The 15,874-nt window shown below is 66.6% G+C and carries 15 protein-coding genes and 1 tRNA gene; 7 read left to right on the forward strand and 9 right to left on the reverse strand.

Annotated elements, in window-relative coordinates; genetic code table 11:
• Positions 1 to 2 precede the first annotated feature (2 nt).
• From AC1Q6E_RS06225 to AC1Q6E_RS06240, 4 genes are read right to left on the reverse strand one after another with little or no spacing between them, the layout of a single operon-like run.
• Positions 3 to 1,391 (reverse strand): MmgE/PrpD family protein, encoded by a 1,389-nt coding sequence (locus AC1Q6E_RS06225; protein WP_492572413.1) that lies wholly within the window; start codon positions 1,389 to 1,391, stop codon positions 3 to 5.
• 20 nt (positions 1,392 to 1,411) lie between these two features.
• Positions 1,412 to 2,407: a tripartite tricarboxylate transporter substrate binding protein gene (locus tag AC1Q6E_RS06230; RefSeq protein WP_492572414.1), complete on the reverse strand. Its 996-nt coding sequence runs from the start codon at positions 2,405 to 2,407 to the stop codon at positions 1,412 to 1,414.
• 41 nt (positions 2,408 to 2,448) lie between these two features.
• Positions 2,449 to 3,276 (reverse strand): SDR family NAD(P)-dependent oxidoreductase, encoded by an 828-nt coding sequence (locus tag AC1Q6E_RS06235; protein WP_492572415.1) that lies wholly within the window; start codon positions 3,274 to 3,276, stop codon positions 2,449 to 2,451.
• A complete protein-coding gene (locus tag AC1Q6E_RS06240) occupies positions 3,273 to 4,127 on the reverse strand; it encodes an amidohydrolase family protein (protein WP_492572416.1) in 855 nt (284 codons plus the stop codon). The genes AC1Q6E_RS06235 and AC1Q6E_RS06240 overlap by 4 nt, the downstream gene beginning before the upstream one ends.
• A gap of 115 nt (positions 4,128 to 4,242) precedes the next feature.
• Here AC1Q6E_RS06240 and AC1Q6E_RS06245 point away from each other — a divergent pair, with 115 nt between their 5' ends.
• Positions 4,243 to 5,142 (forward strand): LysR substrate-binding domain-containing protein, encoded by a 900-nt coding sequence (locus AC1Q6E_RS06245; protein WP_492572417.1) that lies wholly within the window; start codon positions 4,243 to 4,245, stop codon positions 5,140 to 5,142.
• 294 nt (positions 5,143 to 5,436) lie between these two features.
• Here the strand turns inward: AC1Q6E_RS06245 and AC1Q6E_RS06250 are convergent, their stop codons facing one another.
• From AC1Q6E_RS06250 to AC1Q6E_RS06260, 3 genes are all read right to left on the reverse strand, one after another.
• A complete protein-coding gene (locus AC1Q6E_RS06250) occupies positions 5,437 to 5,844 on the reverse strand; it encodes a GFA family protein (protein ID WP_492572418.1) in 408 nt (135 codons plus the stop codon).
• 74 nt (positions 5,845 to 5,918) lie between these two features.
• Positions 5,919 to 7,094, reverse strand: coding sequence for a DUF4236 domain-containing protein (locus AC1Q6E_RS06255; RefSeq protein WP_492572419.1), 1,176 nt, complete (start codon positions 7,092 to 7,094; stop codon positions 5,919 to 5,921).
• 208 nt (positions 7,095 to 7,302) lie between these two features.
• Positions 7,303 to 7,378, reverse strand: a tRNA-Phe gene (locus AC1Q6E_RS06260).
• A 225-nt stretch (positions 7,379 to 7,603) separates the two neighbouring features.
• On the opposite strand from AC1Q6E_RS06260, the gene hemA reads away from it, so the two are divergent.
• From hemA to AC1Q6E_RS06290, 6 genes are read left to right on the forward strand one after another with little or no spacing between them, the layout of a single operon-like run.
• Entirely contained in the window at positions 7,604 to 8,881 is a 1,278-nt protein-coding gene (gene hemA, locus AC1Q6E_RS06265; RefSeq protein ID WP_492572420.1) for a glutamyl-tRNA reductase, read from the forward strand.
• Positions 8,882 to 8,887: 6 nt separating this feature from the next.
• Positions 8,888 to 9,967, forward strand: coding sequence for a peptide chain release factor 1 (prfA, locus tag AC1Q6E_RS06270; RefSeq protein ID WP_152793897.1), 1,080 nt, complete (start codon positions 8,888 to 8,890; stop codon positions 9,965 to 9,967).
• A 5-nt stretch (positions 9,968 to 9,972) separates the two neighbouring features.
• Entirely contained in the window at positions 9,973 to 10,794 is an 822-nt protein-coding gene (prmC, locus tag AC1Q6E_RS06275) for a peptide chain release factor N(5)-glutamine methyltransferase (RefSeq protein WP_492572421.1), read from the forward strand.
• A 37-nt stretch (positions 10,795 to 10,831) separates the two neighbouring features.
• The gene (grxD, locus tag AC1Q6E_RS06280; RefSeq protein WP_124691404.1) at positions 10,832 to 11,158 is read left to right on the forward strand and encodes a Grx4 family monothiol glutaredoxin; all 327 of its coding nucleotides are present in this window, start codon (positions 10,832 to 10,834) and stop codon (positions 11,156 to 11,158) included.
• A gap of 18 nt (positions 11,159 to 11,176) precedes the next feature.
• Positions 11,177 to 11,695: a nucleoside 2-deoxyribosyltransferase gene (locus AC1Q6E_RS06285; protein ID WP_492572422.1), complete on the forward strand. Its 519-nt coding sequence runs from the start codon at positions 11,177 to 11,179 to the stop codon at positions 11,693 to 11,695.
• The gene (locus AC1Q6E_RS06290) at positions 11,692 to 12,078 is read left to right on the forward strand and encodes a hypothetical protein (protein WP_152793892.1); all 387 of its coding nucleotides are present in this window, start codon (positions 11,692 to 11,694) and stop codon (positions 12,076 to 12,078) included. Before AC1Q6E_RS06285 ends, AC1Q6E_RS06290 begins: the two co-directional genes overlap by 4 nt.
• Here the strand turns inward: AC1Q6E_RS06290 and AC1Q6E_RS06295 are convergent, their stop codons facing one another.
• Both AC1Q6E_RS06295 and AC1Q6E_RS06300 read right to left on the reverse strand, forming a co-directional pair.
• The gene (locus AC1Q6E_RS06295; RefSeq protein WP_492572423.1) at positions 12,079 to 13,296 is read right to left on the reverse strand and encodes a multidrug effflux MFS transporter; all 1,218 of its coding nucleotides are present in this window, start codon (positions 13,294 to 13,296) and stop codon (positions 12,079 to 12,081) included. It abuts the gene before it with no gap.
• Between the two features lie 110 nt (positions 13,297 to 13,406).
• Complete coding sequence (locus AC1Q6E_RS06300; protein WP_492572424.1) at positions 13,407 to 15,623, reverse strand: TonB-dependent receptor domain-containing protein; 2,217 nt, start codon at positions 15,621 to 15,623, stop codon at positions 13,407 to 13,409.
• Between the last annotated feature and the right edge of the window lie 251 nt (positions 15,624 to 15,874).

Consider the following 15,874-nt stretch of genomic DNA (forward strand, 5'->3'; position numbering starts at 1 on the left):
GGCTACCGTGCAAGGTCGACGATCATCGATCGCATCAGATCCCGGACCCGGCCGTCGGCGCGGCCAATGTGGTCCAGTACGGCCTCCGAGCGCGCGGCCCCCAGGTGGGCACCCGCGCAATCGAGGAATTTCTGCTTCAGGTCGGCGTCGGACGCGGGATTTTCCGGAGATCCTTTGTGGATGGGGGTCGTCACGCGAAACACCTGTCCGTCCAGCGTCTCGACCTCGACCGTGACGGGCTGCTCGAACGGCGCCTTGCGCACAGCCGGCACGTCCTCCGACAGGTGGGGCGGCACGCATACCTCGATCATGTCGAGCAGCCGCAGCACCTCGGGCCGGCGTACCGCTTCGTCGGTGAACGAGGCCAGCGTGGGCCGGCCGTCGACGAAACTGGTCGCCACGCAGTACTCCAGCGAGGTCTTGCCTTGCAGGCCGTTCCCGGGGCGCGAATGGATCAGCGTGCGCGGGTACATATAGCTCGCCTCGCAGCGGATGCGCCTGATCTGCCCGGCCGTCACCCCGTGCAGGCGCTGCAGGTCCACCACGCAGTCGACCGCGAACAGCGGCGGGCGGCCGCAAGGGTAGAGCTTGAAGGTCGGGCCGGGCGACACGATCATGAACGGATCGCCCCACTTGTCGAGGTTGTCCTCGAGCAGCTTGTCCGTCCACTCCCGCGAGAACACGGCGCCGAAATTCATGGGACCGTCGAATATGCGGGGATCGGCGGTGAACCCGCGGCTGGCCATCTGCGCGGCGCGCACGCCGTTGCTGGCGGCCAGGCCGCTGTGCAGCGACATGGTCATGGTGCCGAAGTTGCGCCGCACCCCACCGGCCAGCGATGCCGAGATCCCCAGCGCATGCGCCATGGCCTGGTCGTCCAGGCCCAGGATCAGGCTGCTCGCCACCACCGCGGCAAGCGTTCCCTGGGTCGCGGTCGCGTGCCAACCGACCTCGTAGTGCGACGGGTTGAGCAGCGTGCCGAAGCGGCATTCCATCTCGTAGCCGATCACGAAGGCCTCGAGCGCGGCGCGAATCGTCAGGTCCTGCTGTTCGGCCAGGGCCAATACCGCGGGCAGCAGCGGCCCCGACGGATGGCCGCGCATCTGCGCCTGGTTGTCGTCGAACAATTGCAGGCTGATCATCGTGCCATTGACCAGGGCCACGTCGGCCGGACGGCCGCGATCGCCGTGGCCGATAACAGTGCTGGGGCCCGGCGCGCCCGCTACGTCGAGCTCGCGCAGGACATCGATGGGTGCCTCGCCGTAGGCGGCGAAGGCGGCTCCCAGGCTGTCGACCAGGCATTGGGTGGCCGCGCCCAGCGCGCGCGCATCGATGCGCGCGGTCAGCCGGTGGCGGCACAGGTCTATCAATCGAGCTGTCGATTCGCTCATGGAACGCTTCCTGGATGGAGTCAATTCGAGGTCATGCCGCTTTCCTTGACCACCCTGGCCCACTTGGTGATCTCGGATTGCACGTACTTGCCGAACTCCTGCGGCGTATTGGGCGGTACCGGCTCGAAGCCGTCCTTCGAGATCGTGCCCCAGGTATCGGGCTGCTGCATGATGTCGTTGATCGCGGCATTGAGCTTGTTCACGATGGCGGGCGGCGTCCCGGCCGGGGCGAAGATACCGAGCCAGTTGCTGGCCTCGAAGCCGGGCAGGGCCTCGGCGATGGTCGGCACCGCCGGCGCCAGCGGCGAAGGCTTGAGGCTCGACACGCCCAGCGCGACCAGCTTGCCGCTGCTGACGTAGGGCAACACCGTCGACAGGCCGATCAGCATCACCTGCACGTTGCCCCCCAACAGGTCCGTCACGGCCGGCGCGGCGCCCTTGTAGGGCACGTGCTGGACCTTGATGTCGGCGGCCTTGTCGAACAGGGCCATGGCCAGGTGGCTGGCGCTGCCGTTGCCGGAGCTGCCGTAGTTCAGTTCGCCCGGCCTGGATTTGGCCAGCGCGATCAGCTCTTTCGTCGAATGAACGTTCAGCGACGGCGGCACCACCAGCAGGCTGGCGATCGTCGAAGCCAGCGCCACCGGCGCGAAATCCTTCATCGTGTCGAAGTTGACCGGACTCAGGCTCGGGTTGACGGTAACCACGCCAGCGGTGGTCAACATCAGGACGTAGCCGTCGGCGCGCGACTTGGCAACGAATTCCGCGCCTATGCTGCCGCCCGCGCCCGCGCGGTTCTCGACCACCACGGACTGTTTCCAGCGTTCGCCCAGTTTCTGGCCGATGGCACGCGCCAGCGCGTCGGTGGGGCCGCCGGCGGTGAACGGCACGATCATCCGGATGGGCTTGTTCGGATAGTTCGCGGCGGCGTCCTGCGCCCACGCGGCGGGCACGGCCAGGGCGGCCGCGGCGATTCCGGCGGCCCAGGCCGAGCGCGTCGTGATAGGGATGTTGTGCATGGTGTCTCCTCCTGATGGAGATGTCGTCGTCGTTGGAACGATCAATCGCAGCGGGCGGACATGCCTCCGTCCACCACGATCTCGGTGCCGGTGACGAACCGCGATTCGTCGCTGGCAAGGTACAGCGCGGCGTAGGCCGTATCGCGGCCATCGCCCATGAACGGCAGGGGAATGCGCGACTGGCGCTGCCTGAGCAGCGCGTCCACGTCGCCGCCGGTGCGCTGGCCGGCCAGGCGCACCTCGACCATGGGCGTATGCAGCTGGCCCGGCACCACGCTGTTGACGCGGATACCCTGCGGGGCGTACTGCACGGCCAGCACCTTCGAGAACTGGATCACCCCCGCCTTGGTCGAGGCATAGGCGATTTGCGCCGATCCGGTCCAGCGCAGCCCGGACGTCGACGCAATGTTGACGATGGCGCCGCCACCCTGCGCCACCATGTGCGGCAGCACGTGCTTGCAGCCCAGGAACACGCTCTTGAGGTTGTGGTCGATCTGCGCGTCCCACACTTCTTCGCTCATCTCCACCGGGCCGCCCTTGGCCGACCCGCCGACGTTGTTCACCAGCACGTCGATACGACCGAAGCGCGCGACGCACTGCGCCACGGCCTCGGCCACCGACGCGGACTGCGTCGCATCGCAGGCCACGCCCACCATCTGCCCGCCGGCGTCGGCGATGCGCTGCTGGGTTTCCTGCATGCGCGCGGGATCGCGGTCGGTGCCGAAGATGATCGCGCCTTCCTCCGCGAAACGCACGGCAATGGCGCGGCCGTTGCCCCAACCCGGGCCCACCGAGCCGGCACCGGAAACGAAGACGACCTTGCCGGCAAGCCGGCCCTGGGATGCTACGGAAACGGAGGGGGAGCTCATGCTGCAAACCTGTAGAAGTTCATGGGATTACCGACCAACAGCTTCTCGAGCGCGGCCCGGGTCGGTGCGATGCCAGCGAGCAATCCCACCAGCGCCTCGTCCTCGGGCCGGTGGGAATGATTGGTGTGGGGCCAGTCCGTGCCCCAGACGCAGCGGTCGGGAAAATCGCGCATCAGCCCCCGCGCCAGCGCCACGCCGTCGGCGTAGCCGCCGGGCGGGCTGACGCGGTCGACGCCCGAGACCTTGACCCAGAAACGCTCGTCCCGCAGCAACTCGCACAACGCGCCGAAGTGGGCATGCGTCGGCCCCTGCGTCGCGTCTACCCGGCCCATATGGTCGATCATGACCGGCACCGAGCAGCCCCGCAGCAGCGGCGCCAACTCATGGATGCGCTCGGGCGCGAAATGCAATTGCAGGTGCATGCCCAGCGGCGCCAGGCGTTTCGAAAAATCGGGCAGCGCACGCGGATCGGCATGACTGGCCAGATGCGACATGAAGTTGAAACGCACGCCACGAAACCCCGCGTCCGCCAGTCTTCGCAGCTCACCATCGGCGACGTCGGGCGGCACGGCGGCGACGCCCAGGTAACGCCCCTCGCCCGCGCGGATGGCATCCTCGACGGCGCTATTGTCGAAACCGTGCGAAGCCGACTGCACCACGACGCAACGGTCGATGCCCAGCCGCCGGTGCAACGCAAACAATGCCTCCTTGGGCGCATCGTCGGCGTGGCGCCCGGCAACGAAGGGAAAACGGCTGGCGGGACCGACGACGTGCACGTGCGCATCGCACGCGCCGCGAGGCAGTGGCAGGGGTGCGGTCTCCGTCGCACCCCCGGGAATGCGGGTGTCCATGGTTCTTATGTCACGGTCAATGAGTCGATCGATTCTATCTTCGGCCGTTTCCGATATGTCAGATATCAGATATCGTGATCTGCGATACCATCATGGCCTTCGTCGGAGGCGGATCGTGGACATCAATCGGCTGAGGTACTTCGTGGCGGTGGCGGAAACCGGCGGCTTCAGCCAGGCGGCCGCCACGCTGCACCTGGCGCAATCCACGCTCAGCGGCCACGTGCTCGCGCTCGAGGAAGAACTGGGCCAGCGCCTGCTGGTGCGCAACGGCCGCGGCGTCGAGCCCACCGAGTCCGGCCTGGCCATGCTGGCCCATGCGCGCGCCATACTCGAGATGACCGAACGCGCCCGCACCGACATGCGGGACCGCCAGCTCAGCCCGCGCGGCAGGGTCACCGTGGGCCTGCCGCCGCACGTCGCCCACACGCTCAGCGCCGATCTGGTGGAAGGTTTCCGCGCGCTCTACCCCGATGCGGTGATCAGCGTGGCCGAAGCGCTCAGCATCCGCCTGCGCGAATGGCTGATAGGCGGCCGGCTCGACCTGGCGCTGATCTTCGACCCGCCCACCTCGCCGCAACTGCAGGTCGAAACACTGCTGCGCGAACCGCTGGTCGTGGTCGGCACCCATCCGCTGCCGACACGCATCCGCCTGGCCGACGTCGCGCACCTGCCGCTGATCCTGCCCAGCGGCCCCAACTCCCTGCGCGAATTGCTAGAGGCCGAGGCCCGGCCGCGCAATCTGACGCTGCGCGCCGTAGCCGAAATCGACTCGGTGCAAACGGTGCTGTCCATCGTCGCGCGAGGAGTGGCCTATACAGTGCTGCCAGCGGGAGCGGTGCGATCCTGGAACTATCCGGCGCAGGTCCATACGTCGGTGATCCAGGCACCGGCGATGCGCAACCGGCTGGTACTGGCGGTTCCCCGGGCCCGGCCGGCTAGCCGCATGACACGATCGGTGGCCGCATTGTTGCGGGAGTTGGTGGGGAAATGGGAGGGAGGAGTACCGCACAGGTGAAGTCCGCCCCCCACCCCTGGTCGGATCTGGAGTCGGGCGGCAGAAGCCTTGCAGGCTTGCCAGGCCAGGCGCCTATCGCGCCCCGTCGAGATGACCCGGGTCGTGTTCCTCCGCCGTGCCAGCGCGCGACCTGGACTACTGGCACCAACACGGCACCCCGTTCTTCACCTGCATGGTGCTCGAACAAGCTGCCTTGAGCGGCACGTACTGTCCGGGGAAGCCGCTGCCGCAAGGCCGCGATCGGGCGAAGTACTACAACAGCCTCTTTTAGGCTGCGCGAGCCTAACAGCAAGGCTACGGCTGCCCTTCGACCTCGCCAACGCCATCGATCGGCGGCATCCAACCGACACGGCGGCGCGTCCAGATCTGCCCCTGCGGACCACCCACCTGGTCGCGCTGCGCCAGGGTCCCGACCCGCAGCGAATAACGCTTCGGCGTACCCGGATCGGTCGCGTAGAGCTGCGTGCCGCACTGCTCGCAAAAACCCGTGACCCGCTGCGCGCCGCTGTCGGCAGTCTTCACATAGTGGCGCGGCTTGCCTTGCAGCAACCGGAACGTCTCGGCCGGCGCGGCGATGTTCGTGCGGAACGCCGAGCCCGACATGATCTGGCAGTCCGAACAATGGCAAATCCGCATCGACCCCGGTTGGACCTCGGCCTCGTAGCGGATCGCGCCGCAATGGCATTGTCCCTGTACTTGCATTGCTATCTCCCAATAAGACTCATAGTGGTTCTCACATATCAAAGCCTTCATTCCACAAGGAATGCTGGGGTAAATCAAAGCGGTTCGATCGGTTTGAAAATGCCCGTTTTGCTCATCTGTCGTCGCAATTCGAATCGACCCAGAGCTTCTACGACGTCAATCGCGGAGAGCTGTGCGAAATCGATATGTGACCACGCCTCTCTATTCACCGAGACCGAGTACAGATAATCGTTCCGGAGCTGTCCCGTGGAAGGGTCATGGCGTTGCGAGAAACCGGATAGCGTGATGCGCTGGACGATTGGCAGAGCCGCGAAGGTTTCGCCGATCAACCGAAAAGCGATGCCGTGAACATGCGCCATATAGCGCTTTCGGACCTGAGCTGGGGGTAGCTCTTTGACCGACAGCCTCAAGCCCCGGGCCGGCACAGCCGCGAGCTTGGAGGGCATGTCCTCGATTTCCGGCAAGTCGACGTCCAACAATATATGGCACCCTTCATCGGCAATTTCCAGGGCAACCAAGGTTTCACGCGGCCAAGCGATCTCTTGAAGATTCGCCTCCAGCCAGCGCTCCATCGCGGCAGTGTCGGTATAAATGTCTTCCTCGACCAAGCGCTCTTTTGCTGCCTGCTCCTGTTCGTGTTTGGTCTTTTCCATTTGCCAGGCCACTACTCGGATCTGGTGCTCGGCAAGCGCCTGGCGGTGAAGCGCTTCCAGCTTCGCCAAGCGTTTAGTCAGGAATTTTTCCCACCAACGCGGCCGAGGCGGCATCGGCGCTATCGGCGTCGGTTCCAAATAGGATTCGGGGTGGAAGCGGGGCGGCGTATGGGGAGAAGGCGTGTGAAGATGGATGGTAGTCAGTCCGTCCAACTCCCCGTTGATCTGATCGCATTTGCGTTGAATGAGCCCGAGGATCGCAGCGCGATTTTGCTTCTTGGCAATCTCGATCAGGGCGTCGTCCAACGTGTTGCCGTGCTCATCCTGGAAGGAGAGAACTCCGTCGTTGTCCACCGAGCAAGTTACCGGGATAGACCTGGTTGGTGGGGACAGGGCATATTGAGGACGAGAAGGGGGAGGACGAGAGAGGTCTTGGCTGGAAGAAAGCCCCATGAAGCTCGTATTCAAACGGGTGCCCCGCTTACCGATGCCAACCGTCGCTCCGCGAGGGCCGAGCGTCCAGCTCACACCGGATCCACTGACATTCATGCGGATGCCGGGCGCCAGTTTGATGGACCGCCGAAAGCGTAGGGCCATGCCTCTTCCCCAGGTTTTTGTATGCCGCTTGCCATTCTTTGTATATCACGTTTTGTTACATGCCACCTCGGCGAATGGCTGGGAGTAACTCAGAGTACGGGCAAACGTGGGAAGTGGCGGCACGGCTTGGGACGTTGTGGGTAGACTCCCGTCCAAGTTTGATGCACAAATGAAAATGCCCAGCTTTTAAGGCTGGGCATCGAATCCTTGGTGGCCTGGGGCGGAATCGAACCACCGACACGCGGATTTTCAATCCGCTGCTCTACCAACTGAGCTACCAGGCCATGTCGCAACGAGCGCTGCAACGAAGCTTCACCGGCTGCGCGTCAATTACGCGCGTCCCGTAAAGAACGCAGGATATTACACATTTTTCAGACCTTTGGCAAAGCGCCTCGCCGCCGCCCCTGCTGTCCCACCCCCAGCGACCCCACGCCGCACCCTTCCCCCCTCCCAACCCTTTATAATGGCGGGTGGCCCTTGTCATTCGTGGCCCTTTTCCCTTTTGCCCCATGTCCGTCGACGTTCTTACATTCGGCCTGAATCACGTCTCCGCCCCGGTTTCGGTGCGGGAACGGGTGTCGCTGCCGCTGGAGCTGGTCAGCCCGGCGCTGGCGGGGCTGCGGTCGGCGTTCGGCGGTGCGGTGCGCGAGGCGGCCATCCTGTCCACCTGTAATCGCACCGAGATCTACTGTGCGGCCGAACCGGGCGTGGCCGAGCATCTGCCGACGTGGCTGGCGGACTACCGCCAGTTCGACAACCGGTCGCTGCAACCCCACCTATATCGCCACATCCACCACGACGCCGTCCGGCACGCGTTCCGCGTGGCCAGCGGGCTGGATTCGATGGTGCTGGGCGAGCCCCAGATCCTGGGGCAGATGAAGGACGCGGTGCGCGCGGCCGAGGAAGCCGGGGCGATGGGCACGCTGTTGCACCAGTTGTTCCAGCGCACGTTCTCGGTGGCCAAGGAGGTCCGTTCGCAAACCGCCATCGGCGCGCAGTCGGTGTCGATGGCCGCGGCCGCGGCGCGGCTGGCGGAGCGGGTGTTCGGCGACCTGGCCGAGGTCAACGTGCTGCTGATCGGCGCGGGCGAGATGATCGAGCTCTGTGCGACGCACCTGGCCGCGCATCACCCCAAGAAGATGGTGGTGGCCAATCGCACGGTGGAACGGGCCGAGACGCTGGCCTCGAAGTTCTCGGCCGGCGCGATGCGGTTGTCGGAGCTGCCCGAGAAGCTGGCGGATTTCGACGTGGTGGTGTCGAGCACGGCCAGTTCGCTGCCCATCCTGGGGCTGGGCATGGTCGAGCGCGCCACCAAGACGCGCCGCCACCGGCCGATGGTGATGATAGACCTGGCCGTGCCGCGCGATATCGAACCCGAGGTGGGCCGGCTGGACGACGTCTATCTGTATTCGGTGGACGATCTGGGCCGGCTGGTGCAGAACGCGTCGGATGCGCGCAAGGCGGCGGTGGTGCAGGCCGAGGCCATCATCGAGACGCGGGTGCAGAATTTCATGCACTGGATGGATACGCGCTCGGTGGTGCCGGTCATCCGCGACCTGCACCAGGCCGCCGACGCGATGCGGCAGGCCGAGCTGGATCGCGCCCGCAAGGCGCTGGCCCGCGGCGACGCGCCCGAGCAAGTCCTGGAACAATTGGCGCACGGCCTGACGCAGAAGTACCTGCACGGCCCGCTGTCCGCCCTCAACCATAGCGAAGGCGCCGACCGCCAGCAGCTGCTGGCCTGGTTGCCGCGCCTGTTCTCGTCGCGTTCCGAGCGCAACCATTAGCCTTTCATGAAAGCATCGATGCGGGCCCGGCTCGAGCAGTTGTCTCGACGCCTCGCCGAACTGGACGCGTTGCTCGCGGCGCCTGAAACCGCCAGCAACATGGACACCTTCCGCAAGCTGTCGCGCGAGCGCGCGGAGATCGAGCCGGTCGCCAATGGCTTCAAGCAGTACGAAGGCACCGAGGCGGACATCGAGACGGCCCAGGAGATGCTGGGCGATCCCGACATGAAGGCCATGGCCGAGGAAGAGTTACGCGCGGGCAAGGACCGGCTGGAGGAGCTGGAAGGCGAGTTGCGTATCCTGCTGCTGCCGCGCGACCCCGACGACAGCCGCAGCCTGTTCCTGGAAGTGCGCGCCGGCACCGGCGGCGACGAGAGCGCGCTGTTCGCGGGCGACCTGCTGCGCATGTACACCCGCTATGCCGAGCGCAATCGCTGGCAGGTGGAAATCATGTCGATGAGCGAATCGGAGCTGGGCGGTTACAAGGAAGCGATCGTGCGCATCGCGGGCGACGGCGCCTACGGCAGGCTCAAGTTCGAATCGGGCGGGCATCGTGTGCAGCGGGTCCCGGCCACCGAAACGCAGGGCCGCATCCACACCTCGGCCTGCACGGTGGCGATCATGCCGGAAGCCGACGAAGTGGCCGAGGTGCAGATCAATCCCGCCGACCTGCGCATCGACACCTTCCGCGCTAGCGGCGCGGGCGGACAGCACATCAACAAGACCGATTCGGCGGTGCGCATCATCCACCTGCCCACCGGCATCGTGGTCGAATGCCAGGACGACCGTTCGCAGCACCGCAACCGCGACAAGGCGATGAAGGTGCTGGCGGCCCGGATCAAGGACAAGGAACAGCGCGAGCGCCACGCCAAGGAAGCCGCGCACCGCAAGAGCCTGGTCGGCTCGGGCGACCGTTCCGAGCGCATCCGCACCTACAACTTCCCGCAGGGCCGGGTCACCGACCACCGCATCAACCTGACGCTGTACAAGCTGCAGAACGTGCTGGACGGCGACCTGGAAGAGCTGATCTCCGCCCTGGCCTCGGAACACCAGGCCGAGCTGCTGGCCGCGCTGGGCGACGACTGAGCGCCATGGCCACCGCGCGCGAGCTGATCGCCGGCTGCGGCCTGCCGCTGCTGGAGGCCCGCATGCTGCTGGAGCGGGCCCTGGGCGTCGGCCGCGCCTGGCTGATCGCCCACGACGACGAATCCCTGCCTGGCGACCAGATCACGGTCTTCCTGGACTGGGCGCGGCGGCGCTGCGACGGCGAGCCCATGGCCTACCTCCTGGGCGAGCGCGAGTTCATGGGCCACGATTTCCAGGTGTCGCCGGCGGTGCTGATTCCCCGCCCCGAAACCGAATTGCTGGTGGAAACCGCGCTGGCGCATCTGCGCGGCAAATCCAGCCCCCGGGTGCTCGACCTGGGGACCGGCAGCGGCGCCATTGCCGTCTCGATCGCGCTGGCCCGCCCCGACGCGGCGGTCGACGCCACGGACCTGAGTCCCGATGCGCTGGCGGTGGCCGCCGCCAACGCCACGCGGCTCGGCGCCGCCGTCACGTTCCGGCCGGGCGACTGGTACGGGGCCTTGAACGGCGCCGCGCCCGCCCCCACCTACGACGTGATCGTTTCCAATCCGCCCTACATCGCCGCCGCCGACCCCCACCTGACGCAGGGCGACCTGCGCCACGAGCCGCCGCTGGCGCTGACCGACCGGGCCGACGGGCTGGAAGCGCTGCGCGCCATCGTCCGCGGCGCCCCGGCCTGGCTCAAATCCGGCGGCGCGCTCTGGATGGAGCACGGCTGGGACCAGGCCGGGCAGGTGCGGGACTTGCTGGACGCCGCCGGCTTCATCCGCGTCGAAAGCCACCGCGACCTGGGCGGCATCGAGCGGATTTCCGGCGGATACCTATAATCGACATCATCACCTTTCACACTGTACGAGGATCGCCATGAGCGACGTGCAAGATTTCATCCGGCAGACCGTTACCGACAACCCTGTCGTGCTGTTCATGAAGGGCACCGCCCAATTCCCGCAATGCGGCTTCTCGGGGCGCGCCATCCAGTTGCTCAAGGCCAACGGCGTGCGCCAGCTGGCCACCGTGAACGTGCTGGAAGACGACGCGGTCCGCCAGGGCATCAAGGAATATTCGAACTGGCCCACCATCCCGCAGCTCTACATCAAGGGCGAGTTCATCGGCGGCTCGGACATCCTGGCCGAGCTGCATGAAAGCGGCGAGCTCAAGCAGTTGCTGGCCGACGCCGGCGTCGTGGCCTGATCGGGAACCGGCCGAGCCATGCGGATCTATCTTGCCGGGCCGGACGTGTTCCGGCCCGACGCCCGCGCCCATGGCCAACGGCTGAAGGCCTCCTGCGCCCGGCACGGCTACGAGGGGCTGTTCCCCCTGGATGAGCCCGCGCCGCACGTGGCGCCGCCGGACGCCGCGCGGGGCATCTACCAGGCCAACGTGGCGCTGCTGGAGCGGGCCGACGTGGTCATGGCCAACCTGGCGCCCTTCCGCGGCCAGGAACCGGACTCGGGCACCGCGTTCGAGATCGGCTACGCCGCCGCGCGGGGCAAGCCGGTCTGGGGATACGCCGACGACACGCGTCCGATGGCGCGGCGCGTCGCCACCGGCACGGATCCCGATGGCCATCCGGTGGACGGCCAGGGTTATCTGGTCGAGAATTTCGGATTGGGCCTGAATCTGATGCTGGCTTGCAGCGTCACCCTGGTCCAGGGCGGCCCCGACGACTGCCTGCAAGCCATCGCCGCGGCGCACGCGGCCTCTCCATCCCACCAGGAGTCACCATGAATTTCACGCGCAGGGCGCTCACGGCCGTGGCGCTTGCCGCCGCGCTCCATGCCCCCGGATACGCCGCCGACGCGGCCGCCGTCGAGACCGAAACGCAGATGCTCAAGACGCTGCTGACCGCCATCGAAGGCAACAATTACCAGCAGTTCGTGTCTTCGGGCAGCGCCGATTTCGCCAAGCTGGACCGCGCCCAGTTCGACGCCGTGGCGACGCAGCTGGGACCGCGCCTGCACGCCGGCTACCAGGTCCAGCGCCTGGGCGATTACCGGCAGCAGTCCTATCAGTTCTCGCTGTGGAAGATCACGTTCAAGGACGGCGGCGACGACCTGGTCGGCACGCTCAACCTGCAGGATGGCAAGGTCGGCGGCTTCGTGCTGCGCTGATCAGGCGTACCTGGGCGCGGACGCGGGCAGCCGCCGCACCCAGAACGCGTAAAGGGACAAGGCCGACAGCGTGCACACGGCCATGATGCCGGTGATGGCCCGCGCGCTGTGGCCGTCGTAGAGCAGGGTCACCAGCGACCCCGACAGCGCGCCCACCGCCATCATCACGCAGCTGACCACGGCCGAGGCCACGCCGGCCACCTCGGGCAGGGGCTCCACCGCCGCATGCGAGGCATTCGGCGCGATCATGCCGAACGAGAAGGTGTTCAGCATCAAGAGCGGCACCAGCGACCATGCCGACAAGGCATCGGCGAACCCCAGCACCGCCAGCGCCACGCTGGTCGAACTCGACAGGACCAATCCGGTCCACAAGAGCTTGTGGGGCGCGACGCCGCGCGCGTTCAGGCGCCCGTTGATGAGCGAAGCGGCCATGATGCCGAAAGCCGTCATCGCGAACACGGCGCCGAAAGCCTGCGGCGACATGCCCAGCAGCTGCATCATCAGCAGCGGCGATCCGGTGATGTAGGCGAACTGGCAGCCGAAGGTCAACGCGTTGACCAGGGTATTGCCCAGCAGGATGGGATTGCCCAGCACCCGCGCATAGGTACGCAGCAGCGCCCCCACGGAGATGCGCACGGGCGCCGCGCCCGCGGGCCGGGTCTCGGCCATGCCCAGGTACACCGCCAGGGTCGTCGCCACGCCCGCCACGGCCATCACCCAGTAGATCGAGCGCCAGCCGGCGAAGTACATGACCCAGCTGCCCAGGGTGGGCGCGATCATGGGCGCGACGATGCGCATGCTGGCGACATACGACAGACGGGCGCGCGCGATGTGGCCCTGGAACAGGTCGCGCACGATGGTGAGCGCCATGACCGAGCCGGCGCCCGCCCCCACTCCTTGCAGCACGCGGAACACCAGCAGCGCGGCCAGGCTGGGCGCCAGCGCGCAGGCCACGCTGGCCAGCGAGAACAGCACGCCGCCGAACAGCACGATGGGACGCCGGCCATAGCGGTCGGCCAGGGGGCCATAGGCCAGCGGCGCGATGGCGAAGCCGGCCAGGAACAGGCTCAGGGTCAGGGCCGCGCTGGAGGGAGGAACGTGCAGGTCGAGGCCGATGGCCGCCAGGGCGGGCAGCGCCATATCGGTGGAGAGCGCCGGCAACGCGGACAATGAGGCCAGAAGCAGGACGAATGCCGCGGAGTCGGGACGTATGCGCATGGCCGGCAGTTTACCGCCTTTGCCCCGGCCGGGATGCCCTCGTGCGGGCGCCCCGGGCCGCGCATGCGCGGCCCGTCCGGCTCCGGACAGGAGCCGGACCATCATCCCTTTCAGAACGTGATGTTGGCGGCCAGCCAGAACGTGCGGCCCGGCTGGATGGTGCCCCGGGTCGATTGCGAAGAATGGATGTACTCGTTCAGGTACACCGTGTCCCCCGCGCCGTTCACGTAGGACTTGAACTTCATGAAGTCCTTGTCCAGCAGGTTGTAGACCGTGCCGGTCAGGGTCACCGTCTTCGAGACCTTGTAGGACCCGCCCAGGTGCAGCAACGAATAGGCCTTCAGGTCGCCCACCGCCTGCTGGGCCCGCAGGTTGTCGCCGGTGAGCGCGGCCGGGTCGCCATCGAAACGGCGGCTCTTGCCGCGGAACTCGGCGCGCAGCCACATGGCGAACTTGTCGGTGGCCTGCCAGCGCAGGTTGGCGTTGGCCATGTGCTTGGGCGTGTCGGCCAGCTTGCCACCGTAGACGCCGCCGTTTTTCACCTCGCTGTCGGTAAAGGTGTAGTTCAGCGCCAGTGTCCAGCGATGGGCCAGCGGCACGCGGGTGCCCAGCTCCAGGCCGCGCGTGGTGGCCTGCTCCAGGTTGATCTGCTGGGCGAACTCCGCCTGGGTGGGCAACGCGCCGATCGAGATGCAGCCCGGCTGGTTGGGGTTGGCCGCGTAGTCGCAGTTGGGAATACCGTTGGCGGCCGCGGAAATCTTGTCCTTGAAGCGGTTGTGGAACAACGTCGCGTTGCCGGTCAGGCCAGCCAGGTTGTCGTAGTTGACGCCGAATTCCGTGCTGGTGCTGACCTCGGGCTTGAGGTTGGGGTTGCCGATGGTGAGCGTGCGGCCCTGGCCGCTGATGCCGTTGATGCCGTCATGCAGCTGGTTCAGGCGGGGCGTGCGGTAGCCGCGGCTCACGCCGCCCTTGACCGTCCAGTTGGGCGTGGTGTTCCAGACCAGATAGCCGCGCGGGCTGAAATGGCCGCCGAAGGCATCGTGGTGGTCATAGCGCACGCCGGTGGTCAGGGCCAGGTCGTCGCGCAGGCGCCATTCGTCTTCGGCGAACAGCGATTTGGTGGTCTGCTTGTAGCGCTGGGTGGCCAGGCCATCCGTCATTTTGGCATCCCAGTACTGGCCGCCCACGGTCAGCATGTGCGAGTCGCCGATGGCCTTGACCAGCTTGGTGTCGAGCACGACGTTGGTGGTTTCCAGCTTGCGGGGCGCGCCCGGCACCAGCACCGCCGCCAGCGGCGAATTGGCCGCGATGTTGGGCACCGTGCGGCCCAGCGTCTCGGTGTTGTTGACCATCAGGCTCGATTGCAGGGTGCCGAACTCGAACCGGCTGGTATGGCCGACGGCCAGCTGGTCGCGGTTGAAGCGCAGGTCGCGGCCGTAGCCGTTGTAGGTGTTGGTGGACGGATCATCCAGCGTGCCGAGCTGGCTTTCGTCGTTGTTGTACCACTGGCGCGAACGGTCGACGTCCAGCCAGAAATCGTGCTGCTTGTTCGGCGTCAGCGTGAGCTTGGCGCCGGCCGTGTAGATCCGCGACTCCACCGGCGCCGGACCGCGCTTGCTGATGCTGCCCGTGCCCGCGGGCAGGTCGATGTCGGTCGCGCCCCGGTTGAAGATGCCGCCGCGCACGGCCAGGCCCAGCATTTCAGGCACCAGCGGGCCGCTCACGTAGACATTCGCGTTGGAGGTGCCGCCAAAGTCGCTATTCTGCGGGATGCCCTTGTCGAAAGTGACCGAGCCGCCCCAGGCCGTGGCGACCTTCTTGGTGATGATGTTGACCACCCCGCCCATGGCGTCCGAGCCGTAGAGCGTGGACATGGGTCCGCGAATGACCTCGATGCGCTCGATGGCCGAGAGCGGCGGCATGAAGCTGGTGCTGGTCTCGCCGAAGCCGTTGGGCGTGACGTCGCCGGCGGCGTTCTGGCGCCGGCCGTCGATCAGGATCAGCGTGTAGTCGCTGGGCAGGCCGCGGATGCTGATGTTCAGGCCGCCGGTCTTGCCGGTGTTGCCGCGCACGTCCACCCCTTCGACCTCGCTCAGGGCCTCCGCCAGGTTGTTGTAGCGCTTTTCCTGCAGGGCTTCCTGCCCGATCACGGTGATGCTGGCGGGAGCGTTCTTGATTTCCTGTTCATAACCCGTCGCCGTCACGACGATGGGCGCGAGTTCGGTCGTGGGTTCCTGCGCCAGGACCTTGCCGGAAGCGAGCGCGGCAAGGACGGCAAGATGGGACGTGGACAGCAGGAAAGACATGCCCCGGTTGGCTACAGCCATTCTTGAAATTCTCCAGGTGTAAGGGGGGAAATTCGCCCAGGCGCCGCAGAACGCCTCCAGCGAATCTGACGAACAGCTGACTTACAACCAGCTGAAACATGATAATAGTAATCATTCTTATCATCATTTGTCGAATGACGGTTCCGCTCGCCTCGTTTCTGGGCACTTGAGTGGTGCGCCGCACAAAGTTGGGGTGGGTACCCGGCCCCATCCTCTCGCTCCGCCGGGCATGCGCCCGGTGGCACGCCTAT

Source organism: Pigmentiphaga sp. MLSB6-MA01 (genome assembly GCF_058793475.1).